We start from the raw sequence: 20513 nt of genomic DNA, 5'->3' as shown, positions 1-20513 counted from the left end.
CCGGCGAACGGCGGAGCAGACCGATGGTTTCCCGACTCACCCTGTTCAACTATTTTCCCCGCACCCTCCGTCCGACCAGAGAGGGAGGGTATTTCCTCATTCTGACCCTGGGGATCGGGGTTGCGGCCGTCAACACCGGCAACAATCTTCTCTACCTCTTGGTCGCCTTCATGCTCAGCCTCATCATCGTTTCCGGCCTCCTCTCCGAGCAATCGCTTCGAAAGCTCGCCCTCTCCGCGATTCACCCCGCAGCGACCGCAGTCGGAATGCCGGTGTCGATCTGGGTGCAACTTCGAAACGAAAAAAAACGCCTCCCCTCCTTCTCGCTTCGGATCGATCCGGTGCCGGCGCCTGAAGTGTCGGACCGCATCTACCTGTCGGAGGGGGCGCGCTTCGGGTGCATCGCCCCCCGGTCGGCCGAATCGCAGCCGTTGCGGATCACCTTTTCGAAGCGGGGCTGTTATCGATTGGAGGGGGTGACCCTTTCGACCACCTTTCCGTTTGGGTTTTTCATCAAAACCGCGGCGAGACGCGAGCCGATGGCGCTCTGGGTCTATCCAAGGCTTCGTCCGATCGCATCCCCGGTCCGGCCCGCTTCCTTCGGGATCGCATCCGCTTTCTCCTCTCACCAGACCGGGCAGGGAGCGGCATTTCATCAATTCCGAGCGTACCAACAGGGAGACGATTGCCGGTTAATCCACTGGAAGCTGTCGGCCCGGCAAGGTCGATGGATCCTCAAAGAGCGGGAGCGCGACGCGCGCGGCGTCGACGTGTTGCTGCTGTTGAACAACGTCGCGCCCCCCGCGCACGCCGAAGGATGGGAGGATCGTTTTGAGCGAGGGGTCGAGACGATCGCCTCGCTGGCAGCGGAGATGATCCGGACCGGGATGACGGTATCGGTGCAGACCGCCGATCAGGAAATCGAGGCGGGAGCGGGGCCGGCCCATCTCGATCGGATGCTCCGGGTTTTTTCTTTGATCCAACCGCTTCCGCTCGGGACCGCTCCGCTCCGGACGGTTGATCCTGACGGGAGGCCGGTCGTCTTCATCCAATGGCACCCGGAGTCGCGCGGGCTGGAGATTCCTTCCGAAGCGACGGTCATCGATTCCGAAGAAGAGAGGAGCAATGACGTTCACTAAAGGGGCAAAGTTCCTGAGCCATCTGACGGCGCTTGCTTCCTTTTCGGCGCTGATCACCAACGATCAATTCGCCTGGACCTGGAGCGTCGCGGGGCTCGGCCTGATCCTCGCCTCGCTCTACTTCGTCGTGACCGAACGCCCGACGGCGCTCTCTTCGTTCTTCTGGCGCGGGGCGTCGGTCCTCTTTTGTCTCATCTTTTTGGTCGATCTCCGCTTCTCTGGCGCCCTCCTGGCGGCCTGCATGCATTTCCTCGTCTACCTCATGGCTTACCGTCTTTTCCACCTTGAAAAAGCGAAAGACCACCTGCAACTTTATCTGATCTGTTTTTTGCAGCTCCTCGCCGCCGCCGGCGCGGGGAGCGGGTTTGGATATGCCCCCTCGTTCATCGTCTCTTCCGCGCTGTTGATCTGGGGACTGGTGGTTCAACATCTGAAGCGGGAGGAAGAATCGCGCGGTCCGGCGAATTCGGCGCGCTCGTTTAGATCGGTCATCCCCCTGCATTTCATGATGTCGATCCATCTCCTCTCCGTTGGGGTGCTCTTGCCGACGCTGCTGATTTTTTTTCTCCTTCCCCGGATGGGGGTCGGTTTTTTTCAGCGGGAGCAGACCGCCTCTCAGAAGATCTCGGGATTTTCCGAGAAGGTCGATCTCGGATCGATGGGCCCGGTGAAACGGGATTTTACCCGGGTGATGCGGGTCCTCCCCGTCGAAAAGGAAAAGGAGGCGCCGCTTTACCTCCGTGGGATGTCGTTCGATGCGTATGATGGGCGAACCTGGAGAAACACCCTGTCGCGGAAGGCCTCTGTCCGGAGGTCGTTTGATCGGACCTTTGAAATCAGTTCGGGTGAAATCGGCTCGGACCGGATCGGTTCCGGCCCGCCGACAGGAAAATCCCTTCGGCGAACCATCCTTCTGGAACCGTTGGAGAGCACTGTCCTGTTTACGGTCGGATCGCCGGTGACGGTTCGGGGCGGATTTCTTTCTCTGCTGGTCGATTTATCGGGGACCCTCTACCTCTCCTCCTCTCCGCTCCAGCGGACCGAATATGAGGTCACGGCGACCTCCGCGCTTTCTTCCGAAGCCGATCAGTCGGCCCGGCAGATTGACTATCCCCCCGACATCCGAGACCACTATCTCTCCACCCCGGTTCAGCCCCGTCTGGCCATCCTGGCCCATACGATCGCCGATCCCTTTCCAACGGTCTACGAGAAGGCGCAAGCGATCGCGCGTCACCTCCGAACGGAGTATGCCTACAGTTTGGACGTCAGCCCTTCGACCCGCCCGCCGCTCGAAGAGTTTCTCTTTTTCCAAAAGCGCGGCTACTGTGAATACTATGCCTCGGCGATGGTGATGATGCTCCGGAGCGTCGGGATCGCTTCCCGATTGGTAACCGGCTTTCTCCCCGGAGAGTGGAACGAATTCGGAAAATATTACCTCGTCCGGCAGAGCGATGCCCATGCCTGGGTGGAGATCTACTTTCCGGAGGGGCGATGGCTGACCTTCGATCCGACGCCGTCCGGCGACCCGGCGGAGGGGGCCCCCTCGGTGGGGGCCTATCTTGATTGGATGCGGCTGAAGGCCGGCGCCGTCTCGGCCTATGTCGATTGGATGCGGTTTAAATGGGACCGGTATATCATCCGTTATTCGCTTCGGGACCAGTTTGCGCTGCTGGAAGGAACCCGAAATCAGGTCGATCGTCTTTCGGATCGGATCAGTGAATTGATCGTTACCTTGAGGCGATGGGTGAGCCGGTTTCCGTTCCGTCTCTCCTTGGCGGGGGCCGCCACGATCGGCGTGATGCTGTTCTTCTATCGATCGGCCAGATGGAAACGCCTCCGCAGCACCCCCTCCAAACAGAGGGCGACGCTGCTCTATGAGCGGATGCTGCGTCTGTTGGCCAAACGGGGCTTCAAGAAGCGACAGGAGCAGACCCCGATGGAGTTTGTCGAAATGATCGCCCAAAACGGGGAGCGGTCGATCGATGCGATCAGGCGCTTGACCCAGCTCTATTATGGGGCCCGTTTCGGGGGGCAGGCCTTCTCCTTGGACGAGGTCCGACAGGCCGAGTACCTTTTCTCCGAGATCAAAGCCGGACGTTAAAGCGCGCCCCGCCTCTCCTCTCAAACGTCAGCACACCGATTAAGATCGCCTTTTTTCTCATCAGGCTTCAATCCTAGGACGTAGGACTATCTGCGGCTAAGAGCCTCTTTCTCTTGTTGGGGCCGTGCCGAAAGACGCCGATGGATCGCACCCCTTGATAATCGGGGCGGCCGGACTTATAATCTGAGATAGTTTAAGCTTAAAGCATTTAAATTTGAACCGTCGGTTTATGGAAACGCAGGAAACGCGAGCATTGGGAAGGGCGGAAGAGATCGACGCACTGAACACTTTCCTAAAGCTGATGCGGGCGGCCGATTCGCTGACAGCGCGGTTAAGCCCCCGGCTCTCGGAGGCGGGGCTGACGATGAGCCAATTCGGCGTCTTGGAGGTGCTCCTTCATTTGGGGCCGCTCTGCCAGAGCGAGCTGGGAAGAAAGCTCCTCCGAAGCGGCGGGAATGTCACCCTGGTGGTCGACAACCTGGAGCGGCGGGGGCTGGTCCGGCGGGAGCGGGGGGAAGACCGCCGTTTTATGACCGTTCACCTCACGGCGGAAGGGCGGCGATTGATTCATAAAGTGTTTCCCAAGCAGGTCGGGGCGCTGGTCGAGGAGATGCGCGTCCTGACCGGCGCCGAGCAGAAGATACTCGGTCGGCTTTGTAAAAAACTTGGGATGGGATCGGCGCGGGAAACCGAAACAGACGGCCGGCCCGAAAGGAGGAAGAGATGATTCGGACGAATATCGACATTCGACGCAATAAAGAGCGGTTTCATACCGAGATCCCTTGGCTTGACTCGCGCCACAGTTTCAGCTTCAGCCGGCATTACGATCCGGAGAATACCCATCACGGGCTTCTCTTGGTCAACAACGACGACATCGTCCGGCCCGGCAGCGGGTTTCAAACCCACCCCCATCAAGACATGGAGATCGTCACCTGGGTGCTCGAAGGGGAACTGGAGCACAAAGACACCCTCGGCAACGCCGGGATCATCTATCCCGGATTGGCTCAGCGGATGAGCGCGGGACGGGGGATCTGGCACTCGGAGATGAACCCGAGCGGCGATCAGGCGGTCCGACTGGTCCAGATGTGGGTCTTCCCCGATACGGAGGCGATCGATCCTTCGTACGAGCAACTCGACATCAACCGGGAGTTGGACCGGGGGGGACTCGTGCCGATCGCCTCGGGACGGGGACACCAGGCGGCGATTCAGATCCGTCAAAAAGGGGCGGTGCTCTGGGGAGGACGGTTGAAACCGGGAGAATCGGTCCGGATTCCGGAGGCGCCGTTTGTCCACCTCTTTGTCGCCAAAGGGACGGCTGAGTTGGAGGGGGCGGGCCGGCTCGAGACCGGAGATGCGGTTCGACTGACCGCCGCCGGAACCCCGGCGCTGAAGGCCGATCCGGCCGCCGGCGCGGAGATCCTGATCTGGGAGATGAACCGGCAGAGCGGCTCTTAAGGCCGCGGGGTCAGCGGCGGTTCGTCGATCCCTCCGTAGAAGCAGGAAGGAGAATGAGATGATTGAAGTAGAAAAAATGGCCACGATTGAACAGGAGACAACGAACGATGGAACGATCAGAGCGAACACCGGCGGTGCGGTGAGCGCGCCGGCCGATCCGGTCGAAAGCTCCGACCTGGAGCTCCTCGACGCCTATTCGCGCGCGGTGATCAACGTGGTCGATGTCGTCGGACCGGCCGTGGTCAGCGTCATGGTCGGCGGCGCCGGCCGCGGCCGGCGGCCGGAGATGACCGGCTCCGGCTCGGGGGTGATCTTCACGCCCGATGGGTATATTTTGACCAACAGCCATGTGGTGCATCAGGCGAAGCGGTTGGAGGTGATGATGACCGACGGCCGCCAGCTTCAAGCGACGCTCATCGGCGAGGACCCGGCGACCGATCTGGCCGTCATACGGATCGATGCCTTCGGCCTTCCCTTCGCCTCCTTTGGAACCTCCCGTTCGCTGCGGGTCGGGCAGCTCGTCATCGCCATCGGAAACCCGCTCGGGTTCCAATCGACCGTCTCGACCGGGGTCGTCAGCGCATTGGGCCGATCGCTGCGCGGCGTGGGGGGGCGTCTGATCGAAGAGATTATTCAGACCGACGTCCCGCTCAATCCGGGAAACTCGGGCGGTCCGCTCGTCGACTCCCGCGGTCGGGTGATCGGAATTAACACGGCCATCATTCGGATGGCGCAAGGAATCAGCTTCTCCGTTCCGATCGATACCGCCCAGTGGGTGATTCCGCAGCTGCTCACGCATGGCCGCGTCCGCCGCGGGCTGTTGTTGATCGGCGGCCAGCAGCGGCCGCTCGATCGTCGGCTGACGCGGGCGCTCCAGCTCAATCAAGCCCAGGCGGTAGAGGTGATCTCGGTCGAAGCGGGTGGGCCGGGCGCCCGCGCCGGTCTCCGCGATGGGGATATGATCCTCTCCATCAACGATCGGATCGTCACGAGCGTCGACGACCTTCATCGTTTCTTGGCCGAGTGGCCGATCGGCAGCACGGTGACGTTGACCCTCCTCCGCGGAATCGAGCGACTGATATTGGAGGTGACACCCGCAGAGGCGCCTTAAGGGTGACGGTTCGGTTGCGATTCAGAAAAAAAGCCCCGGCATCGATAAGATGTCGGGGCTTTTTTTCTTTTGAGAGGTGACCGTCGGACGATCGGCCTTTTGTATTAAGCCGAATCGGAAACGACGGGCGATTCGACCGGGTGGCCGTTTGTCCCTTGGCGTTCGTGTAGATCGACCGAGATCAATCGCGACAGACCGATCTCTTCCATCGTGACGCCGTAGAGGACGTCGGCGATCTCCATCGTCCGCTTGTTGTGGGTGATCACAATGAACTGCGTCTGCGACGACATGTTGGTCAACGCCTGGGTAAACCGGCGGGTGTTCTCCTCGTCGAGCGGGGCGTCGATCTCATCGAGCAGACAGAATGGACTGGGATGAATCAAGAAGGTGGCAAAGAGGAGCGAGATCGCGGTGAGCGCCTTCTCTCCGCCGGAGAGGAGGGAGATGCTCCGCGGTTTTTTGCCGGGGGGCTGTGCCACCATTTCGATTCCCGACTCCAGCGGGCGGCTCTCGTCGAGGAGGATGAGCTCCGCCTTGCCACCGCCGAAGAAGGAGACGAAGACCTCTTTGAACTTTTCGTTCAGCAGATAGAAGGTGTCGGTGAAGAGGCTCTGTGTCGTCTTGTTGATCTTCGCAATCGCCTGGCGGAGGCTCTCCATCGAGGTGGTCAGATCGGTCTCCTGGGAGGTGAGGAATTGATAGCGGCTCTCCAGTTCCCGATACTCTTCGATCGCGCCGATATTGACCGGCCCCATCTCATCGACGGCCCGCCGAAGGGCGGCGGACCGCTCGCGGGCCTGGTCGAGGGAAATCTCCTCCCCTTCCGGAGAGGCGGGGGGGGCGGGGCGGGTCTCGGCGATTTCGGTCTGATAATTCATGAAGATCGTCTCCCGGACCTTCTCCATCGTCATCTGGGCCTCGATCTTTCGGAGCGCACGCTCCTGAAGCGACTTCTGTGTCTGGTCGAGTTGGGCGCGGCACTGCTGGATCTCCTGATCGACCTGTTGGAGCTGGGCCAGGATCTCTGCATGGGCCTCCGTCTTTTCCCGAATCCGGGCATTTAAGGCCTCCCGCTCCACCGCCCCCAGCTGGATGAAGGAGGTGGTCTCGGCCTCTTCCCCCTCGGCCGCCCGGCGCTTCTCTTGGAGCGAGGCAACGAGGCGTTCCTTCTCTTGGAACCGCTGGACGAGCTCTTCCTTCGCCCGGACGACACGGCTCCGTTTTTCCAGCAGGTGCCGGTGCCGCTCTTTCAGCGAGGCGGTCTCCATTTTCAGCCGGACGACCTCTTCTTTCACGATGCCGAGACTTTGCCGCAGCGCTTCGACCTGCTCCTGCTGCTGGGTGATCGCCGCTTCTTTCTCCTCCTTCATCCGCTGCGCCTCGGTGACCTGATTCCGCTCGGTCTCCTCCTGTCGCAGCAGCTCGATCTCTTCCTTCGTTCCCTCTTCCTGCTCGAAGAGAACGGTCTGGAGGGCGTTTTGAAGCCGGTCGATCTCGGTAAGCGATGCGCTGTGATCCTTCAGGTCATGAAGGTGTTGGATCTCGATCGCCCGGATCTCGCCGCCGAGCGCCTCGATCTCTTGCCGCGTCGTCTGGAGCAGTGCCTGATTCTCTCCGATCTTTTCTTCCTGTCGGCGCATCTCTTCCTGCAAATGGGCCATCTGATCGGAGAGCGCCTTGATCTCCCGCTTCTGCTCGAGGAGGCCGGTCTCTCCCCGCTCTCCTCCGGTGACCGCGCCCGATCGATCGAGCACCTCCCCGCGGAGGGTCACATAGACCGCGGCCGGGGACAATTCCCACTGCTCGAAGGCGACGTCGAGATCGCGAACGAGAACGACGTCGCAGAGCAGGGCCTGGGTCAGCGCCTCGTAGCCGTCGCGGTGGCCGACCAGATCGAGCGCCCGACCAATCACCCCCTCCTGGCCTGTCTCCGTCGAAGAAAGGGGGGACTGCGTCCGGGGTTGGCGGGGGAAGAAGGTTCCCCGTCCGAGCTGCGCCTCGCGCAGATGCTCGATCCCCTGCCGGATCTCTGCCGCTCCATCGACGACGATTCCGCGAAGCCGGCTCTCCAACACCGCCTCGATCGCTTTTTCATAAGGGGCCGGGACTTCGATGAAGTCGGCAACCATTCCATGGAGTCCCTGGAGCTGGGTGAGAAGGTTCTCGGTGCCGGGCCCCAGAAGGCCGCGGTAGAACCCTTCGCGGGAGGCGAGCTGGGCGGCCAGTACCCCCCATTCTTCTTTAACCTGAGAGAGACGGGCGGTGCCGGCCTGCAGGGTCGCCTCGGTCTCTTTCAGCTGCGTGGCGGCGGCGGCCTGTGCGGCCTGTTTTTCGGAGAGCTGGCGCTTCATCTCTCCCAGTTGGGCCTTTAATTGTCCGGAGGCCGCTTCGGTCTCTTCTTTTTTCCGCTGAACCTCTTCTAACTCTTGTGCTCCCCGTCCTTTGCGTTTCATCAGTTCATCTTTGCGGAGCTGCAGGTGGACCAGGTTGTTCTTCGCTTGGGTGAGACGGGAGGCCAACTCGAAGAGATATCCCTTCTCCTGCTCCAGCCGGGCGATCTCCTCGGTCAATGCCGCCTCGATCCGGTTTGACTCCTCCTGCCGCTCGGTGAGGTGCCGCTCCCGCTCGGGAAGGGTCTCCTCGATCTGCTCCTGTTCTTGGTCGAGCGCCTGATCTTCCGCTTGAAGGGCCGTCTCGGCCTGGCGGATCTCGGCAATCTCTTGCAGGTTTCGGGTTTCGGTCTCGGTCCACTCCCGCCGTTGGGCGCGGATCGTCTCGATCCGCCCTTCCAGCCGTTGGATCTTCGCTTCCGTCTCGAAGATTTGGGTTTTGAGCTGCCCCAATGCTTGCTCTTGTTCCGTCAAAGAGAGCTTGATCTCCGACTGACGCAGGTCGAGTCCCGACCGTTGATTCTCTTGCGCCGAGGCGGTCTCCTGCAGGCTCCGCTCTTCCTGCTCGAGCGCCTCGCGGGTTCCGCTCCACTGGTCCCATTCGGCCCGGGCGACAAAAAAATCGAGCGATTTGAGCTCTTCGCGTATTTTTTGAAATTTCTCCGCCTTCCGTGCTTGCCGATCAAGCGAGTTGATCTGTCGCTTGATCTCGCCGATGATATCGCGAACCCGCGTGAGATTCTGCTCCGTCGCCTCCAGCTTACGCAGCGCCTCGGCCTTGCGAAGCCGGTATTTGGCGATGCCGGCCGCTTCCTCGACGATCTCCCGCCGCTGCAGCGGAGAGGCGGAGATCAGATCGTCGACCTTTCCCTGCTCGATGATGGTGTGGGCGCGGTAGCCGGCGCCGGTGTCGATGAGCAGGTCACGGATGTCTTTCAGACGGCAAGGGGTCTTGTTGATCAGGTATTCGCTCTCACCGGAGCGAAAGAGCCGCCGGCTCACAGTGATCTCCGAATAAGGGGCATACGGTTCCGGGAGGGCGCCGTTGATATCGCCGAAGGTCAAAGAGACTTCGGACATCCCGAGCGGCTTGCGATGCTCGGTTCCGTTAAAGATCACATCTTCCATCCGCTCGCCCCGAAGATTCTTGGCGCTCTGCTCGCCGAGGACCCAGAGAATGGAGTCGGCGATGTTGCTCTTGCCGCAGCCGTTCGGTCCGACGACGGCGTTGATGCCCGGCTGGAATGTGACGACGGTTTTGTCGAAGAACGATTTGAATCCGAAGATCTCTAATTTTTTAAGACGCATCTATTCATCCTCAGGTGACCAGTCAGTAAACAGTGAATTGGAGTGGAAAAGGGTGGACCCACCGGGAAGGGAAGACCCTGCCCGGACGCGTGGGGGATCGATCCCGAATTTCGAATCGGTCCATCATGATCAACAAGATAAAGGAAGACCTCCAACCAAAAAGAAATATTTTTCTTCATAACACAAGTTTGGGTTAAAGTAAAGTGAAATAGCCCATCCCTGGGGGATGGATTGGAGAAACACCCCCTTGGATCGTAGCAGGGTTGCAGCTTTTATATGGAAGTGCTAAAGATTTCGATCTAAGATGGACCGAGAGGGATATACTGATGCCGGAACGGGGCTGGCGAAAAGAAACGCAGTGATTCCGCAAAAAGGGTAAAATGACGGCTGAGAGCGTTTAACCCCTGGCAGCAAAGGGAGTGGATCGATGCCGAAGATCAGGGTGATTCAACACATCGGCTGTGAGACGTTGGGATCGATTGCCGATGCGCTCGATGCGGCGAAGCGCTCCGTGGAGTATATTCGACCCTTCGAGGGGATGCCGATTCCGGACACGATGGAAGAGACCGCGGGACTCATTATTATGGGGGGACCGATGGGGGTCTATGAGCATTCCCGATATCCATTTCTTTCAGAGGAGATGCGGCTGATCGAGCAGGCGCTCAAAGCCGAAACGCCGGTTCTTGGGGTCTGCCTCGGGAGCCAGCTTTTGGCGGCGACGTTGGGGGCCGCGGTCGCGCCGGGGGAGAAAAAAGAGATCGGATGGCATCCGGTCGAACTCTTGCCCGCGGCGCAGGCCGATCCGCTCTGGAGTGGAATTGAACCGGCCTTTACCGCGTATCATTGGCATGGTGACATTTTCCAGCTTCCGGACGGTGCGGTTTCGCTGGCGAAGTCGGCACAGACGGAGCGCCAGGCCTTTCGCTATCGATCCAATGCCTATGGATTTTTATTCCATATGGAAGTCACCGAGAAGATGATCGGGGAGATGGTGAGCACTTTCTCGGAAGAACTCAGAGAGAATCGGGTGGATGGACAAGAAATCCTCGGGAAGGTTTCCCATCATCTCCCGCGTCTTCGTGAGATCGGGGGCGTTGTCTTCGGGCGGTGGGCAAGGTTCATTTAATGCGACATTACTTTGATTGATGGAGGGGTGATGGATCAGTCCATTCATAACATCGTTTTCGACCTTGGCGGGGTTTTGCTGGAGTGGAAACCCGATCAAATCTTAGCTCGGCTTTACCCCGATCCGGACCTCCGGGCGGTCGTCAACAGGCAAGTCTTTCAGCATCCCGATTGGCTGGTCTTGGACAAAGGGGCGCTCGATGAAGAGGGGGCGGTGAACCTCTTCCATCGGCGGACGGAGCGACCCCTCTCGGAAATGAAGGAGCTCATGCAGGCGGTGAGGGAATCGCTCGTCCCGATTCCTTCCACGTTCGATCTTCTAGAAGCGCTGTCGAAGGAAGGGCTTGCGCTCTATTGCGTGTCGAATATGCAGGTCGCCGTCTTTGCCTACCTTCAGAAGAAGTATGATTTTTGGAGCAAGTTTAAAGGGCTTGTGATCTCGGCGCACATCCAAATGATCAAGCCGGACGCCGAGATTTTCCGCCACCTCTTCACCCGGTATGGATTGATCCCTTCCGAGAGTTTGTTCATCGACGACCATTTCCCCAACGTGGAAAGTGCGCGCCGGCTCGAAATGAAGGCGATCTTATTTCAAGGGGCCGACGATTGCCGCCGCCAGCTTCAGGAGTTGCACCTTCTCCCGCACTATGAAGGGGCCGCCCCTCCCGTAGGATTCCCGAGCGTTTGATAATCGATCTTAATCAAAACCGCAATCCGTTCAGGCGTGAATCGCCGCTGTTGCTTTTCCTTCATCCGATAGATAACAATTTGTCTGAACAAGAGAGCGGTCCGACCGAATCGGCGGGAGGAGAATGTTCCGGAAGACCCGGATCCGGTGAACGCGGATTCGGTCTGAACGGGGAGGGTGCTGAGATGAAGCGGTCGAAAGCAGAGCGGGACATTTTAGAGGCGGGAACGAAAGCGCTGGTAACGCGCCGTGCCAATAAAGAAAAGCAACGAACGCAGATCGCGTCGTTTATGGCGACGCGACGGCGGGCGGCGGGCAAATTCAAGCAGAAATTATTTGACCAGGCCCTTCAGGCAGCGGGGATCGATACCGAAGCGATCACGCAACGGCAAGCGCGTGATCGGGAGGCGGTCGCGCGGTTTTTCGACAAACAGAGGCAAGGGGCGCTGTCGCGATCGGGGAGGATCAATCGGGAGCAGAAGCGGAACGCCGCCGCGCGAAGGGCTCGTCTGGAGCGGGTCGTGGGTCGCGGATCGCGGATCGATGACGTCGGCATCGGTGGTCTCCACCTATCTCGAATCGGCGACCGACATCGTTACCACCCGGGGGACGACCTCCATCGGGCCGGAAGCGAATCTCGTCCAGACCCAGGCGGAGGTGTCGGGCGGAGGCTCCCTCGGCGGATCGTTCGAAGCCGATTTGGTCAGCATCGACTGGCATTTTGTCTGGACCCCGCCGGGGGATGGGTTTTTGAATGTCACGACCTTTTTGCAAATGAACGGCTTCAGCTGGCTGTCGATTAACTCCGATTGCAACGGGGGAGAGGCGTCGTCCAATGTGGGCGCTGCCGTGATGCTGACGCAGCGCGATGCGAGCGGGACGTCTCATAGCGATAGCCAATCGGTCAATCTTCTTGACCAGCAGATCACCGATACCCGTTGGTACGATTCGATCGGCGAGGTTCAATTTATTAATCTGGACGAATCGGATACTGTCGGTTATCGCGCCTTTCAATTCCCGACGATGCGGAATTCCCGATTCTCATCACCGTGTCGGCCGATCTTTTTGTCGATACCTATAACGGCCAGGCGATCCTCGATTTCATGAGCGAAGATTTTCGGCTCAATGTCCCGTTCGTCTTCGTGTCGCTCAATTCCTCTTCCGGCTAAATCGGGACAGGCTGCCGTAGGGGCGGTTTCCGCTTTCGAGAGGCCAGCGGACCGGTTTCACGCCGTGAGCTTATCGGGTCCGCCGTTTCCGGCTGCGCCGCTTCTCTTCCTCCAGCAACCCAAAATCAATCTGCCAGTTCTCCAGATCAACCCGCTCGACACGAACCTGGATCGGGTCACCCAGTCGGAAGGTCCGGCGGTGGTGCTCTCCAATGAGGGCGTGCTGTCGCTCGTCGTAGATATAATAGTCGTCGTGAAGATTGCTGACGTGGATCAGTCCTTCCACGAAGTAGGTGCCGAGCTCAATGAAGAGGCCGTAGGCGGCGACGCCGGAGATGAAACCGTCATAGGTCTCGCCGACTTTGTCCGACATGAATTTGACCTTCTTCCGTTGGATGACCTCTCGCTCCGCTTCCATCGCCTGGCGCTCCCGCTCCGAGGTCTGCTTCCCGATTTCGGGGAGGCGCTCGGCCCACGCCTCTTGCTCCTCTTGCGACATCCGGTGGTGAATGACTTTCTTGAGGAGCCGGTGAACGATTAGATCGGGATAGCGCCGGATGGGAGAGGTGAAGTGGGTGTACTCCTCGGAGGCGAGTCCGAAGTGGCCATGATTTTCAGCGGAATATTTTGCCTGCTTCAGCGAGCGGAGGAGGATTTGATGAATCAGACGCTCCTCCGGCCGTCCTTTCACGACATCCAAGATATCCGAGAGCGACCGAGGCCGAGGTTTTTCCAGGTCGTGAAGGACCAGACCGAAGGTTTTGAGCAATTCATTAAATTCGAAAATCCGGGTTGGCGTCGGCGGGTCATGGATGCGGTAGAGGAACGGCACCTCCAGGCGGGTCATATGCCCGGCAACCGTCTCATTGGCGGCGAGCATGAACTCTTCGATGAGTTGATGGGCGACGTTCCGCTCGCTCCGGATGATATCGATCGTTTCGCCCGTCAGGTCCAAAATAATCTCGGGCTCCGGAAGGTCAAAGTCGAGACTCCCCCGCGCCAGCCGGTTTTTCCGAAGCTGCATCGCGAGCCGCTCCATCATTTCAAATTGAGGGAGGAGTCCGGCATACCGCTTCCGGACCGTTTCGTCTCGGTCGGTCAGAATTTGCCGGACGGCGGTGTAGGTCATTCGCTCATCGCTTCGGATCACGCTGTCATAGAGCTTATAGTCGATGCGCCGGCCGGCCTCGTCGAAGACCATCTCGGCCGTCATGGTGAGGCGATCTTCTTTCGGGTTGAGGCTGCAGATGCCGTTGGAGAGTTTCTCCGGAAACATCGGCAAGACCGCATCGGGAAAATAGACCGAGGTTCCCCGCTCATAGGCTTCCCGATCGAGCGCCGACCCTTCCGGGACATAATGGGAGACGTCGGCAATATGGACCCAGAGGCGATAGCCCGACCGGGTTTTCTCAATCGAGATGGCGTCGTCGAAATCGCGCGCCCGTTCTCCATCAATCGTGACCGTCGGCAGCTCCCGAAGGTCTTCCCTCCCCCGGCGCATCTGCGCGGTGACTGATTCTTTGACCTTGTCCGCTTCCTGCAGCGTGTCGTCTGGAAAGGTGCGCGGCAGGTTGTACGACTCGACGACCATGACCGTATCGATCCGGGGATCATCGATCTTCCCGAGAATCTTGATGACCTTCCCCTCCGGGTTTCGGTTTTTGGTCGGATAGGCGAGAATCTCAGCGAGGACGATCTCCCCCGTTTCGGCCGAGAGGCGATGTTCGGGGGCGATATAGAGGTCGTTGGTGATCCGCTTGTCGGCGGGGATGACAAAGCCGACCGTCCGTCCCTTCTCAAACCGGCCGACGATCTGTTTTCGAGCGCGCTCCAGAACCCGAATCACCCGTCCCTCGGAACGGCCGTCGGGCTTGGTCGCTTCGACCCGGGCGACGACCCGGTCGCCATGCATCGCCTCTTCCATCTTTTTGGCGCCGATGAAAAGGTCGGGCTCCCCTTCCGTTTCAGGGATCACGAACCCATACCCGTCGCGATGCCCCTTCAGCCGTCCGACAACCAGGTTCATCTTCTGTGGGAGGCCGTAGCGGTTTCCCCGCGTCCGGATGATCTCTCCCGCTTCGATCATTCTACGCAGCAGCTTCTTTATCTCTCGTCGCGCTTCTTTGGGAAGATTGAGTGCCTGCATTAATTCTTTGAGCAGAAAAGGGTGGTCCGATTTTTTCTCAAGCTCTCGGAGGATGGCTTCTTTGTCGATCTTCGGCATGGTCGGTCTGAGCCTCAACTGGGTCGGGTGGGCGTTTGCGCAGACCGTCCGGATTCACGGTGTGCGCTCTCTCCCTGGGATGATTATACAGAAGCGCCGCCAAAGTTGAAAGTCTCCCTTTCCGGCCGGTTGAAGACCCCTTTGACCCTGCTTGAATTTCTTGACAGGACACGACCTTATGGTATCTTTGGCACAGGTCGGCCCCTACCTAATCCCGAGGCAATCAATGTCAAAAATTCTTGTTGTGGATGACAGTGCTTATGAGACCAAACGCTTAAAGGTGATGTTGCAGAAGGCCGGTTATGAGGTCTTGGTGGCGGAAAATGGAATGCAAGGGATTAAAATGGCGCGGATCGATCACCCCGACTTGATCCTCCTCGATCTCGTCCTCCCCGATATTTCGGGCCGCGAGGTCTGTCGCTGTCTGAAGATGAATACCGAAATGCAGTCGATCCCCATCATCATCCTGACCGCCCGAACCGAGATCAAAGACCGAGTTGCCGGCCTGGATGAAGGGGCCAACGATTATGTTATCAAGCCGTTCGACGATGCGGAGCTCGGGGCACGGATCGCCGCCGTTCTCCGTGAAAAGGCGCTCCGGGATCAGCTGGAAAAGAAGAAAGCGGAATATGAAGAGCTGATGCGGAAGTTCGAGCGGATGGCGATCACCGATCCGGTGACCGGTCTCTTTAATCGACGACGCTTCGAGGAGATGCTTGCACAAGAGTTCGAACGCTACAGACGCTACGATACCCCCCTGGCGTGCATGATGATTGATGTCGATCACTTTAAATATATCAATGACACTTACGGTCATGATATCGGTGATCTCATCTTAAAAGAGACGGCCCAGACGATTCAGAGCCAAATCCGCGGCGTCGACACGGTGGCCCGCTACGGCGGCGATGAATTCGCCGTGCTTCTCTCTCAGCAAAAGGGAGACGAGGCGATGAAGGCCGCCTTACGCATTCTCAAGAATGTCCGCCAACTCCGGTTGAAAGAGATGAAAAAAGGGGAGCGGATCACCCTCAGCATCGGCATCATCTCGGTGCCCGATCCCGATTTAAAAGAGATGGACCAAATCGTCCAGTGTGCCGATCTCGCCCTCTACAAGGCAAAAAAGCAAGGAAGGAACTGCATAGAGACGGCCATGATCAAGGAAATCGGTCAATAACCTCACCAAAGATTGCCCTCCCGAGAAAAGAAACAGATCCAACCTAAATGGCCTCCGGCCTGGGGCTTTAATTAGGGCCGATAACTTGATAGAATGAACATCGTTAATCACGGAGGGAGCGACTATGAGACGCGTCGACTATATGGTCGGGGGTGAGGATTTTAAGAAGATGTCGGCCGCCCACTTCATGCAGACCGATATTTATTACTACCCGAAGACGGCCACCGGTGACAAGGTCGCGACCGCAATTACAATGGGGGGGTTCGGCAGCGTTCCGATCGTCGATCAGGGGAAGAAGCTGGTTGGAATCGTCAGCGAGTTTGATCTGTTGAAGGCGATCATGAATGGGCGGGAGCTGGAGAAGGTGACGGCGGAGGAGATCATGACGCCCGATCCGATTTTCATCAATGAAGAAACCCTCTCGGAGGCGGTCGTCCAACTCCTTCAAGAAAAACACCTTATTCGGGTTCCGGTCGTCAATAAAAATGGAGCGCTGGTCGGGGTGGTGGCGCGAAGAGATATCCTGCAAGGTTATCTAAAGTCGAAGGAGAGTCCCCCTCCTTGGTGGTTCTAATCCATCGCGGGTTCTTCTATGAGTACCCTTTTATTCTGAATTCAGATAAAGTACAGCGACTTGGTTGCGCGCCGTGAACGGCGACATTGATGGGTCAGAGACATTCTATCGTCAAGACCGTTGGGTCGGTGCAATTTCGAGGAGATTAGATGATCTCCCGAGGATGGGGGGTGCTGTAAGGCGTTTCCGACAGCGCTTTTCTATTCGTTTTATCGATCAGGAGCGGGTTGGCTTGATACGTGTTCCAGCGACCGCACCGTCCACACCGACCCGACCATTCTGATGTATGGTAGTCGCACTGATCGCAATAATAGGGAACGAGCACCCGTTTCTTGAGTTTGAGTCCCTTTTTAAAGGCTTCGACCGCCGCTTCCGGCTCCCCTCTCCGCATGTGAATGTTCCCTAAAATTTTGTGAAGATCGGGGAAGTATTCGACGTGGGCATCAATTTCGGCCAGCGTTTCGAAGGCATCGTCGATCATTTCAAGCCGATAATAAAGCTTGCCTAGATAAAATTTGAGGGCGATGTTATGTCGATCTTTGTTGATCGCCCTCCGATAGACCTGTAATATCCGTTCCGGTTCGCCCATTTCGATGGAGAGATCTTCAAGACGATGGAGGAGGATCAGGTGGCCGGTCATGTCGTAAGCTTTTTCCAGCAGAGCCGCCGCCAATTCGGTCTTCCCCTCTTTGAGATGGGTTTCTCCCAAACCGATATAGGAGGGCAAAAATCCTTTGTCGAGCTTGATCCCCCCTTTGAAATAGCGCCGGGCCACCTCATGCTGGTCCCGCTGTAAAAAGAGACGTCCGATCTCATATTTGATTCCAAGAAAGGCAATCCGTTCTTTCTGAGCGGCCTCCGAAGAGAGAGGGAGTTTCATGATCTTTTCTTGAATCGGATGCGCCTCTTCCCACTGCTGCAGCCGAATGTAGAGCTCCCGCAGGCGGACGAGGGCGGCGATATTGGTTTCGTCGAGGCGGAGGATCTCTTTTAAATGCTGGATCGCCTCCTCGAACCGTTGCGCCTCTTCCAGGTCCCGTGTCAATGCGAGGAGGACTTCGATATTCTGCTCATCCAGACTGCGCGCCCGCCGGTGGAGCTTGATGGCGTCATTGAAGTTTTTTTCAATCCGATGGATCTTCCCCAGCCGCAGGAGGGTGCTGACGTGGTTCGGATTGAGCGCTAAAATTTTTTGGAAGAGCAGGGTGGCGTCGCGATAGCGTTTCCCAAGGAAGGCGTTGACCGCTTCGGTATAGTAGGTCTCAATCTGAGCTTCCTTTTTTTGAAGCCGCGCATATTTCCAGTTTAGAAAAAGATTTCGGGTCTCACGGATGCCGGCCGAAAGGATGACCAGAAGACCGCCGAAGGCGGTGGAGAAGAGAATCAGCGCGGTCACCGGCATTTCGAAGGAGGTCTGGCGCGTCACAAAAAAGATGACCTTTTCAGGGTTGAGCTGGGCCAGATAGCCGATGATGCCGATGAAGGCAAAGAAAATGAGGATCAGAAAAGGCATTTTTTATCTGACCCTCCCTTTCCTTTTCTTTTCGCTCTGCGGACCTTCCAATTCGGAAGAAGGAAAGGGGAGCTGGGGAGCGTCTCCCCAGAGCCGGTCGAGGTTGTAGAATTCGCGCGCTTCCTTCTTGAAAATATGAAGAATGACATCGTTGTAATCGACCAGGACCCACTGGCTGGCCTCTCGGCCTTCGACCCCGAGCGGCTTGGACCCCTTTTTCGACAGCAATTCGTAGACAGCATCAACGATGGCCCGGATTTGAGGTTCGGATTCCGCGGAGCAGATAATAAAAAAGTCGGCGAGGGAGGTCAATTCGCCGACTTGATAAATGACAATTTCCTCAGCATGTTTTGACTGGGCCCCTTCGGCGATCAGAAGCGCCTTCGCCTTGGTGTCCCAAGTAGATTTCTTCGAGCGGGGTTTCTTGGAATCTTTAAGAATCGTGATCCTCTATCGTGGTCCGAAGTCCCCAGATCGTCGACGGTTCCGGCGTTAAGGACCGGATTCCTGTGTGGGTCGCGGCCAGCCTGTCCTACCGAGTGTCATATAATTTGTTTTTAATTATATATGACGCTACCGGATCAGGCAAGAGATTTTTCACATCCCGACCGAAGGCCAGCCTTTTTCTAATTTCGCTGGCCGAAATCGGGCTGGGGGGGATCGCCAGAAAATAAATGCTGTTTCCAGAAGGAAGGGGAAGGCAGACTATTCCCTCGACTCGGCGATCGAGGTCGAGGAGCGGCGCCCGATCAAGGGTGAGGAGGGGACCGACCTCCGGAAGCTGTGAGAAAGGATGGTCCGGGCGGGAGGTGACGACAAAATCGCAGAGCGATAGAAGCCGCTCCGGCTCCCTCCAAGTCGAGAGCTCAAAGAAGGCATCACTCCCGATAATGAAGAAAAGTGAATCATGGGGATAGCGGCGCTTGAGCTCGGAGACGGTATCGATGGAATACGACTTGCCGGGTCGGGTTACTTCGATATCGCACGTTTGAAAGTCGGGGTGGCCGAGCAGAGCGAGCCGGGTCATCTCCAGGCGGTGGACGGCGGCGGGGAGCTCTTCTCCCTTTTTGTGGGGAGGGTCTCCGGAGGGGATAAAAAGGATGCGATCGAGTTGAAGCCGCTTGCGGACCGCCTCGGCGATATACAGATGACCGTTATGGATCGGATTAAAGGTGCCGCCCAAAAGACCGATGCGCATAGGTGCGTTTTCAGCCATCCGCTCTCAGCGTTCAGCTTATCTCATCTTAGGCTGAGCGCTAAAATTGGAGGACTATCTCCTAATCTGTCCGTCCCCGAAGATGATGAATTTTGTGCAGGTGAGCGCTTCAAGGCCCATCGGGCCGCGGGCATGGATCCGGCTGGTCGAGATTCCCATTTCGGCGCCGAGGCCGAGTTCGTAGCCGTCATTTAAACGGGTGGAGGCATTCACGAAAACGGCGGAGGCGTCGACTTCATTCAAAAATCGCATCGCATGGCCGTAATCTTGGGTGATGATCGCCTCGGAGTGCTGCGATCCGTAAGCAACAATATGCTCCATCGCGGCGTCGATCGAATCGACGACCTTCACAGAGAGGATGAGATCGAGATATTCGGTCCGCCAGTCGGTCTCTTCCGCCGGCACGATTTTCAGCCCGGAGCGCTCCTTGAGAAGCGCCTGGGTCTCCGGACAGCCGCGCAGTTCGACCACCGACTCCTGGAACCGCTTCGCAACCTTCGGCAGGAAGGTCGCCGCGACCTTCCGATGGACCAAGAGGGTCTCCATGGCATTACAGGTGGAAGGGCGTTGAACCTTGGCGTTGAGACAGATCTCTTCCGCCATCCGAAGATCGGCCGATTCGTCCACGAACGTATGACAGATTCCCTTGTCATGTTTCATGACCGGAATTTTAGAGTGCTCGACGACGGTTCGGATCAGCCCCTCTCCTCCCCGAGGGATGATCAGATCGATCAAATCGTCGAAGGTGAGGAGGTCGAAGATGGCCTGACGATCGGTCGTCTCGATCAGCGTAATGGCATGGGGCGGAAGACCGGCCCGACGGCCCGCCTCTTCCAACTGCCGCGCGAGGGCGGTGTTGGAGTGGATTGCTTCCGATCCGCCTCGAAGGAGAACACCATTTCCTGATTTAATGCAGAGGGCCGCCGCATCGACGGTGACATTGGGACGCGACTCATAGATGATTCCGATGACGCCGATCGGAACCCGCATCTGGCCGACCTGAATTCCGTTCGGTCGCCGGATCATCTTCAAGACCTCTCCGACCGGATCGGGAAGTGCCGCGACTTCGCGGAGGCCGGCCGCCATTTCACCGATTCGCTTTGACGTGAGCGCCAGCCGTTCCAGCAGGGGGCCAGCCAGCCCTTTTTCCTTTCCGGCGGCGAGGTCTTTTGCGTTTTCGGCGAGAATCAGATCGGCGTGGCGTTCCAGATCGTCGGCCATCGCCAAGAGCGCTCTGTTCTTGATCTCGGTGGAGCACTTGGCCAATGCGCCGGCTGCTTTTTTTGTCTCTGTCGCCTGGGCCCTGAGTTGGTCCTTGAGCGCCAT

Annotated in this window: 17 protein-coding genes; 10 read left to right on the top strand and 7 right to left on the bottom strand. The window is 58.1% G+C overall.

Going from position 1 to position 20513, the window contains the following annotated elements:
* The first annotated feature begins 23 nt into the window (after nucleotides 1-23).
* The 5 genes from HY282_08410 (at nucleotide 24) to HY282_08390 (ending at nucleotide 5806) form a co-directional block, all read left to right on the top strand.
* On the top strand, nucleotides 24-1139 hold the full coding sequence (locus HY282_08410) for a DUF58 domain-containing protein (protein MBI3803768.1): 1116 nt from the start codon (nucleotides 24-26) through the stop codon (nucleotides 1137-1139).
* On the top strand, nucleotides 1126-3240 hold the full coding sequence (locus HY282_08405; protein ID MBI3803767.1) for a DUF3488 domain-containing protein: 2115 nt from the start codon (nucleotides 1126-1128) through the stop codon (nucleotides 3238-3240). Before HY282_08410 ends, HY282_08405 begins: the two co-directional genes overlap by 14 nt.
* 229 nt (nucleotides 3241-3469) lie before the next feature.
* Nucleotides 3470-3967, top strand: a complete 498-nt coding sequence (locus HY282_08400; GenBank protein ID MBI3803766.1) for a MarR family transcriptional regulator — start codon at nucleotides 3470-3472, stop codon at nucleotides 3965-3967.
* A complete protein-coding gene (locus tag HY282_08395) occupies nucleotides 3964-4695 on the top strand; it encodes a pirin family protein (GenBank protein MBI3803765.1) in 732 nt (243 codons plus the stop codon). Before HY282_08400 ends, HY282_08395 begins: the two co-directional genes overlap by 4 nt.
* Before the next feature lie 76 nt (nucleotides 4696-4771).
* Nucleotides 4772-5806, top strand: coding sequence for a trypsin-like peptidase domain-containing protein (locus HY282_08390; GenBank protein MBI3803764.1), 1035 nt, complete (start codon nucleotides 4772-4774; stop codon nucleotides 5804-5806).
* A 104-nt stretch (nucleotides 5807-5910) separates the two neighbouring features.
* Here HY282_08390 and smc read toward each other — a convergent pair whose 3' ends face one another.
* On the bottom strand, nucleotides 5911-9504 hold the full coding sequence (gene smc, locus HY282_08385) for a chromosome segregation protein SMC (GenBank protein MBI3803763.1): 3594 nt from the start codon (nucleotides 9502-9504) through the stop codon (nucleotides 5911-5913).
* Between the two features lie 427 nt (nucleotides 9505-9931).
* Between smc and HY282_08380 the strand changes: the two genes are divergently transcribed.
* Nucleotides 9932-10630 carry a type 1 glutamine amidotransferase gene (locus tag HY282_08380; protein MBI3803762.1) on the top strand — a complete coding sequence of 233 codons (699 nt, stop codon included), beginning with the start codon at nucleotides 9932-9934 and terminating at the stop codon, nucleotides 10628-10630.
* A 30-nt stretch (nucleotides 10631-10660) separates the two neighbouring features.
* Nucleotides 10661-11317, top strand: a complete 657-nt coding sequence (locus HY282_08375) for an HAD family phosphatase (GenBank protein ID MBI3803761.1) — start codon at nucleotides 10661-10663, stop codon at nucleotides 11315-11317.
* A 332-nt stretch (nucleotides 11318-11649) separates the two neighbouring features.
* Here the strand turns inward: HY282_08375 and HY282_08370 are convergent, their stop codons facing one another.
* Nucleotides 11650-11886 (bottom strand): hypothetical protein, encoded by a 237-nt coding sequence (locus HY282_08370; GenBank protein ID MBI3803760.1) that lies wholly within the window; start codon nucleotides 11884-11886, stop codon nucleotides 11650-11652.
* On the opposite strand from HY282_08370, the gene HY282_08365 reads away from it, so the two are divergent.
* Nucleotides 11861-12424 carry a hypothetical protein gene (locus HY282_08365; GenBank protein ID MBI3803759.1) on the top strand — a complete coding sequence of 188 codons (564 nt, stop codon included), beginning with the start codon at nucleotides 11861-11863 and terminating at the stop codon, nucleotides 12422-12424. The two genes, HY282_08370 and HY282_08365, sit on opposite strands and share 26 nt — an antisense overlap.
* Nucleotides 12425-12556: 132 nt before the next feature.
* On the opposite strand, the gene rnr is transcribed toward HY282_08365, so the two are convergent.
* Nucleotides 12557-14710, bottom strand: a complete 2154-nt coding sequence (rnr, locus tag HY282_08360) for a ribonuclease R (GenBank protein ID MBI3803758.1) — start codon at nucleotides 14708-14710, stop codon at nucleotides 12557-12559.
* A 226-nt stretch (nucleotides 14711-14936) separates the two neighbouring features.
* On the opposite strand from rnr, the gene HY282_08355 reads away from it, so the two are divergent.
* Both HY282_08355 and HY282_08350 read left to right on the top strand, forming a co-directional pair.
* Entirely contained in the window at nucleotides 14937-15884 is a 948-nt protein-coding gene (locus HY282_08355; protein ID MBI3803757.1) for a diguanylate cyclase, read from the top strand.
* 124 nt (nucleotides 15885-16008) lie between these two features.
* Complete coding sequence (locus tag HY282_08350; protein MBI3803756.1) at nucleotides 16009-16458, top strand: CBS domain-containing protein; 450 nt, start codon at nucleotides 16009-16011, stop codon at nucleotides 16456-16458.
* A 145-nt stretch (nucleotides 16459-16603) separates the two neighbouring features.
* On the opposite strand, the gene HY282_08345 is transcribed toward HY282_08350, so the two are convergent.
* From HY282_08345 to HY282_08330, 4 genes are all read right to left on the bottom strand, one after another.
* Entirely contained in the window at nucleotides 16604-17971 is a 1368-nt protein-coding gene (locus HY282_08345) for a tetratricopeptide repeat protein (GenBank protein MBI3803755.1), read from the bottom strand.
* Between the two features lie 3 nt (nucleotides 17972-17974).
* A complete protein-coding gene (rsfS, locus tag HY282_08340) occupies nucleotides 17975-18346 on the bottom strand; it encodes a ribosome silencing factor (GenBank protein MBI3803754.1) in 372 nt (123 codons plus the stop codon).
* A 157-nt stretch (nucleotides 18347-18503) separates the two neighbouring features.
* Nucleotides 18504-19169 (bottom strand): nicotinate-nucleotide adenylyltransferase, encoded by a 666-nt coding sequence (locus HY282_08335; GenBank protein MBI3803753.1) that lies wholly within the window; start codon nucleotides 19167-19169, stop codon nucleotides 18504-18506.
* 72 nt (nucleotides 19170-19241) lie between these two features.
* A complete protein-coding gene (locus tag HY282_08330; protein ID MBI3803752.1) occupies nucleotides 19242-20513 on the bottom strand; it encodes a glutamate-5-semialdehyde dehydrogenase in 1272 nt (423 codons plus the stop codon).

The organism is Candidatus Manganitrophaceae bacterium, from assembly GCA_016200325.1.
Taxonomy (GTDB): Bacteria; Nitrospirota; Nitrospiria; order SBBL01; family Manganitrophaceae; genus Manganitrophus.
Note: the sequence above shows the minus strand (reverse complement) of the source record. Positions and strands in the feature narration are given on the sequence as shown.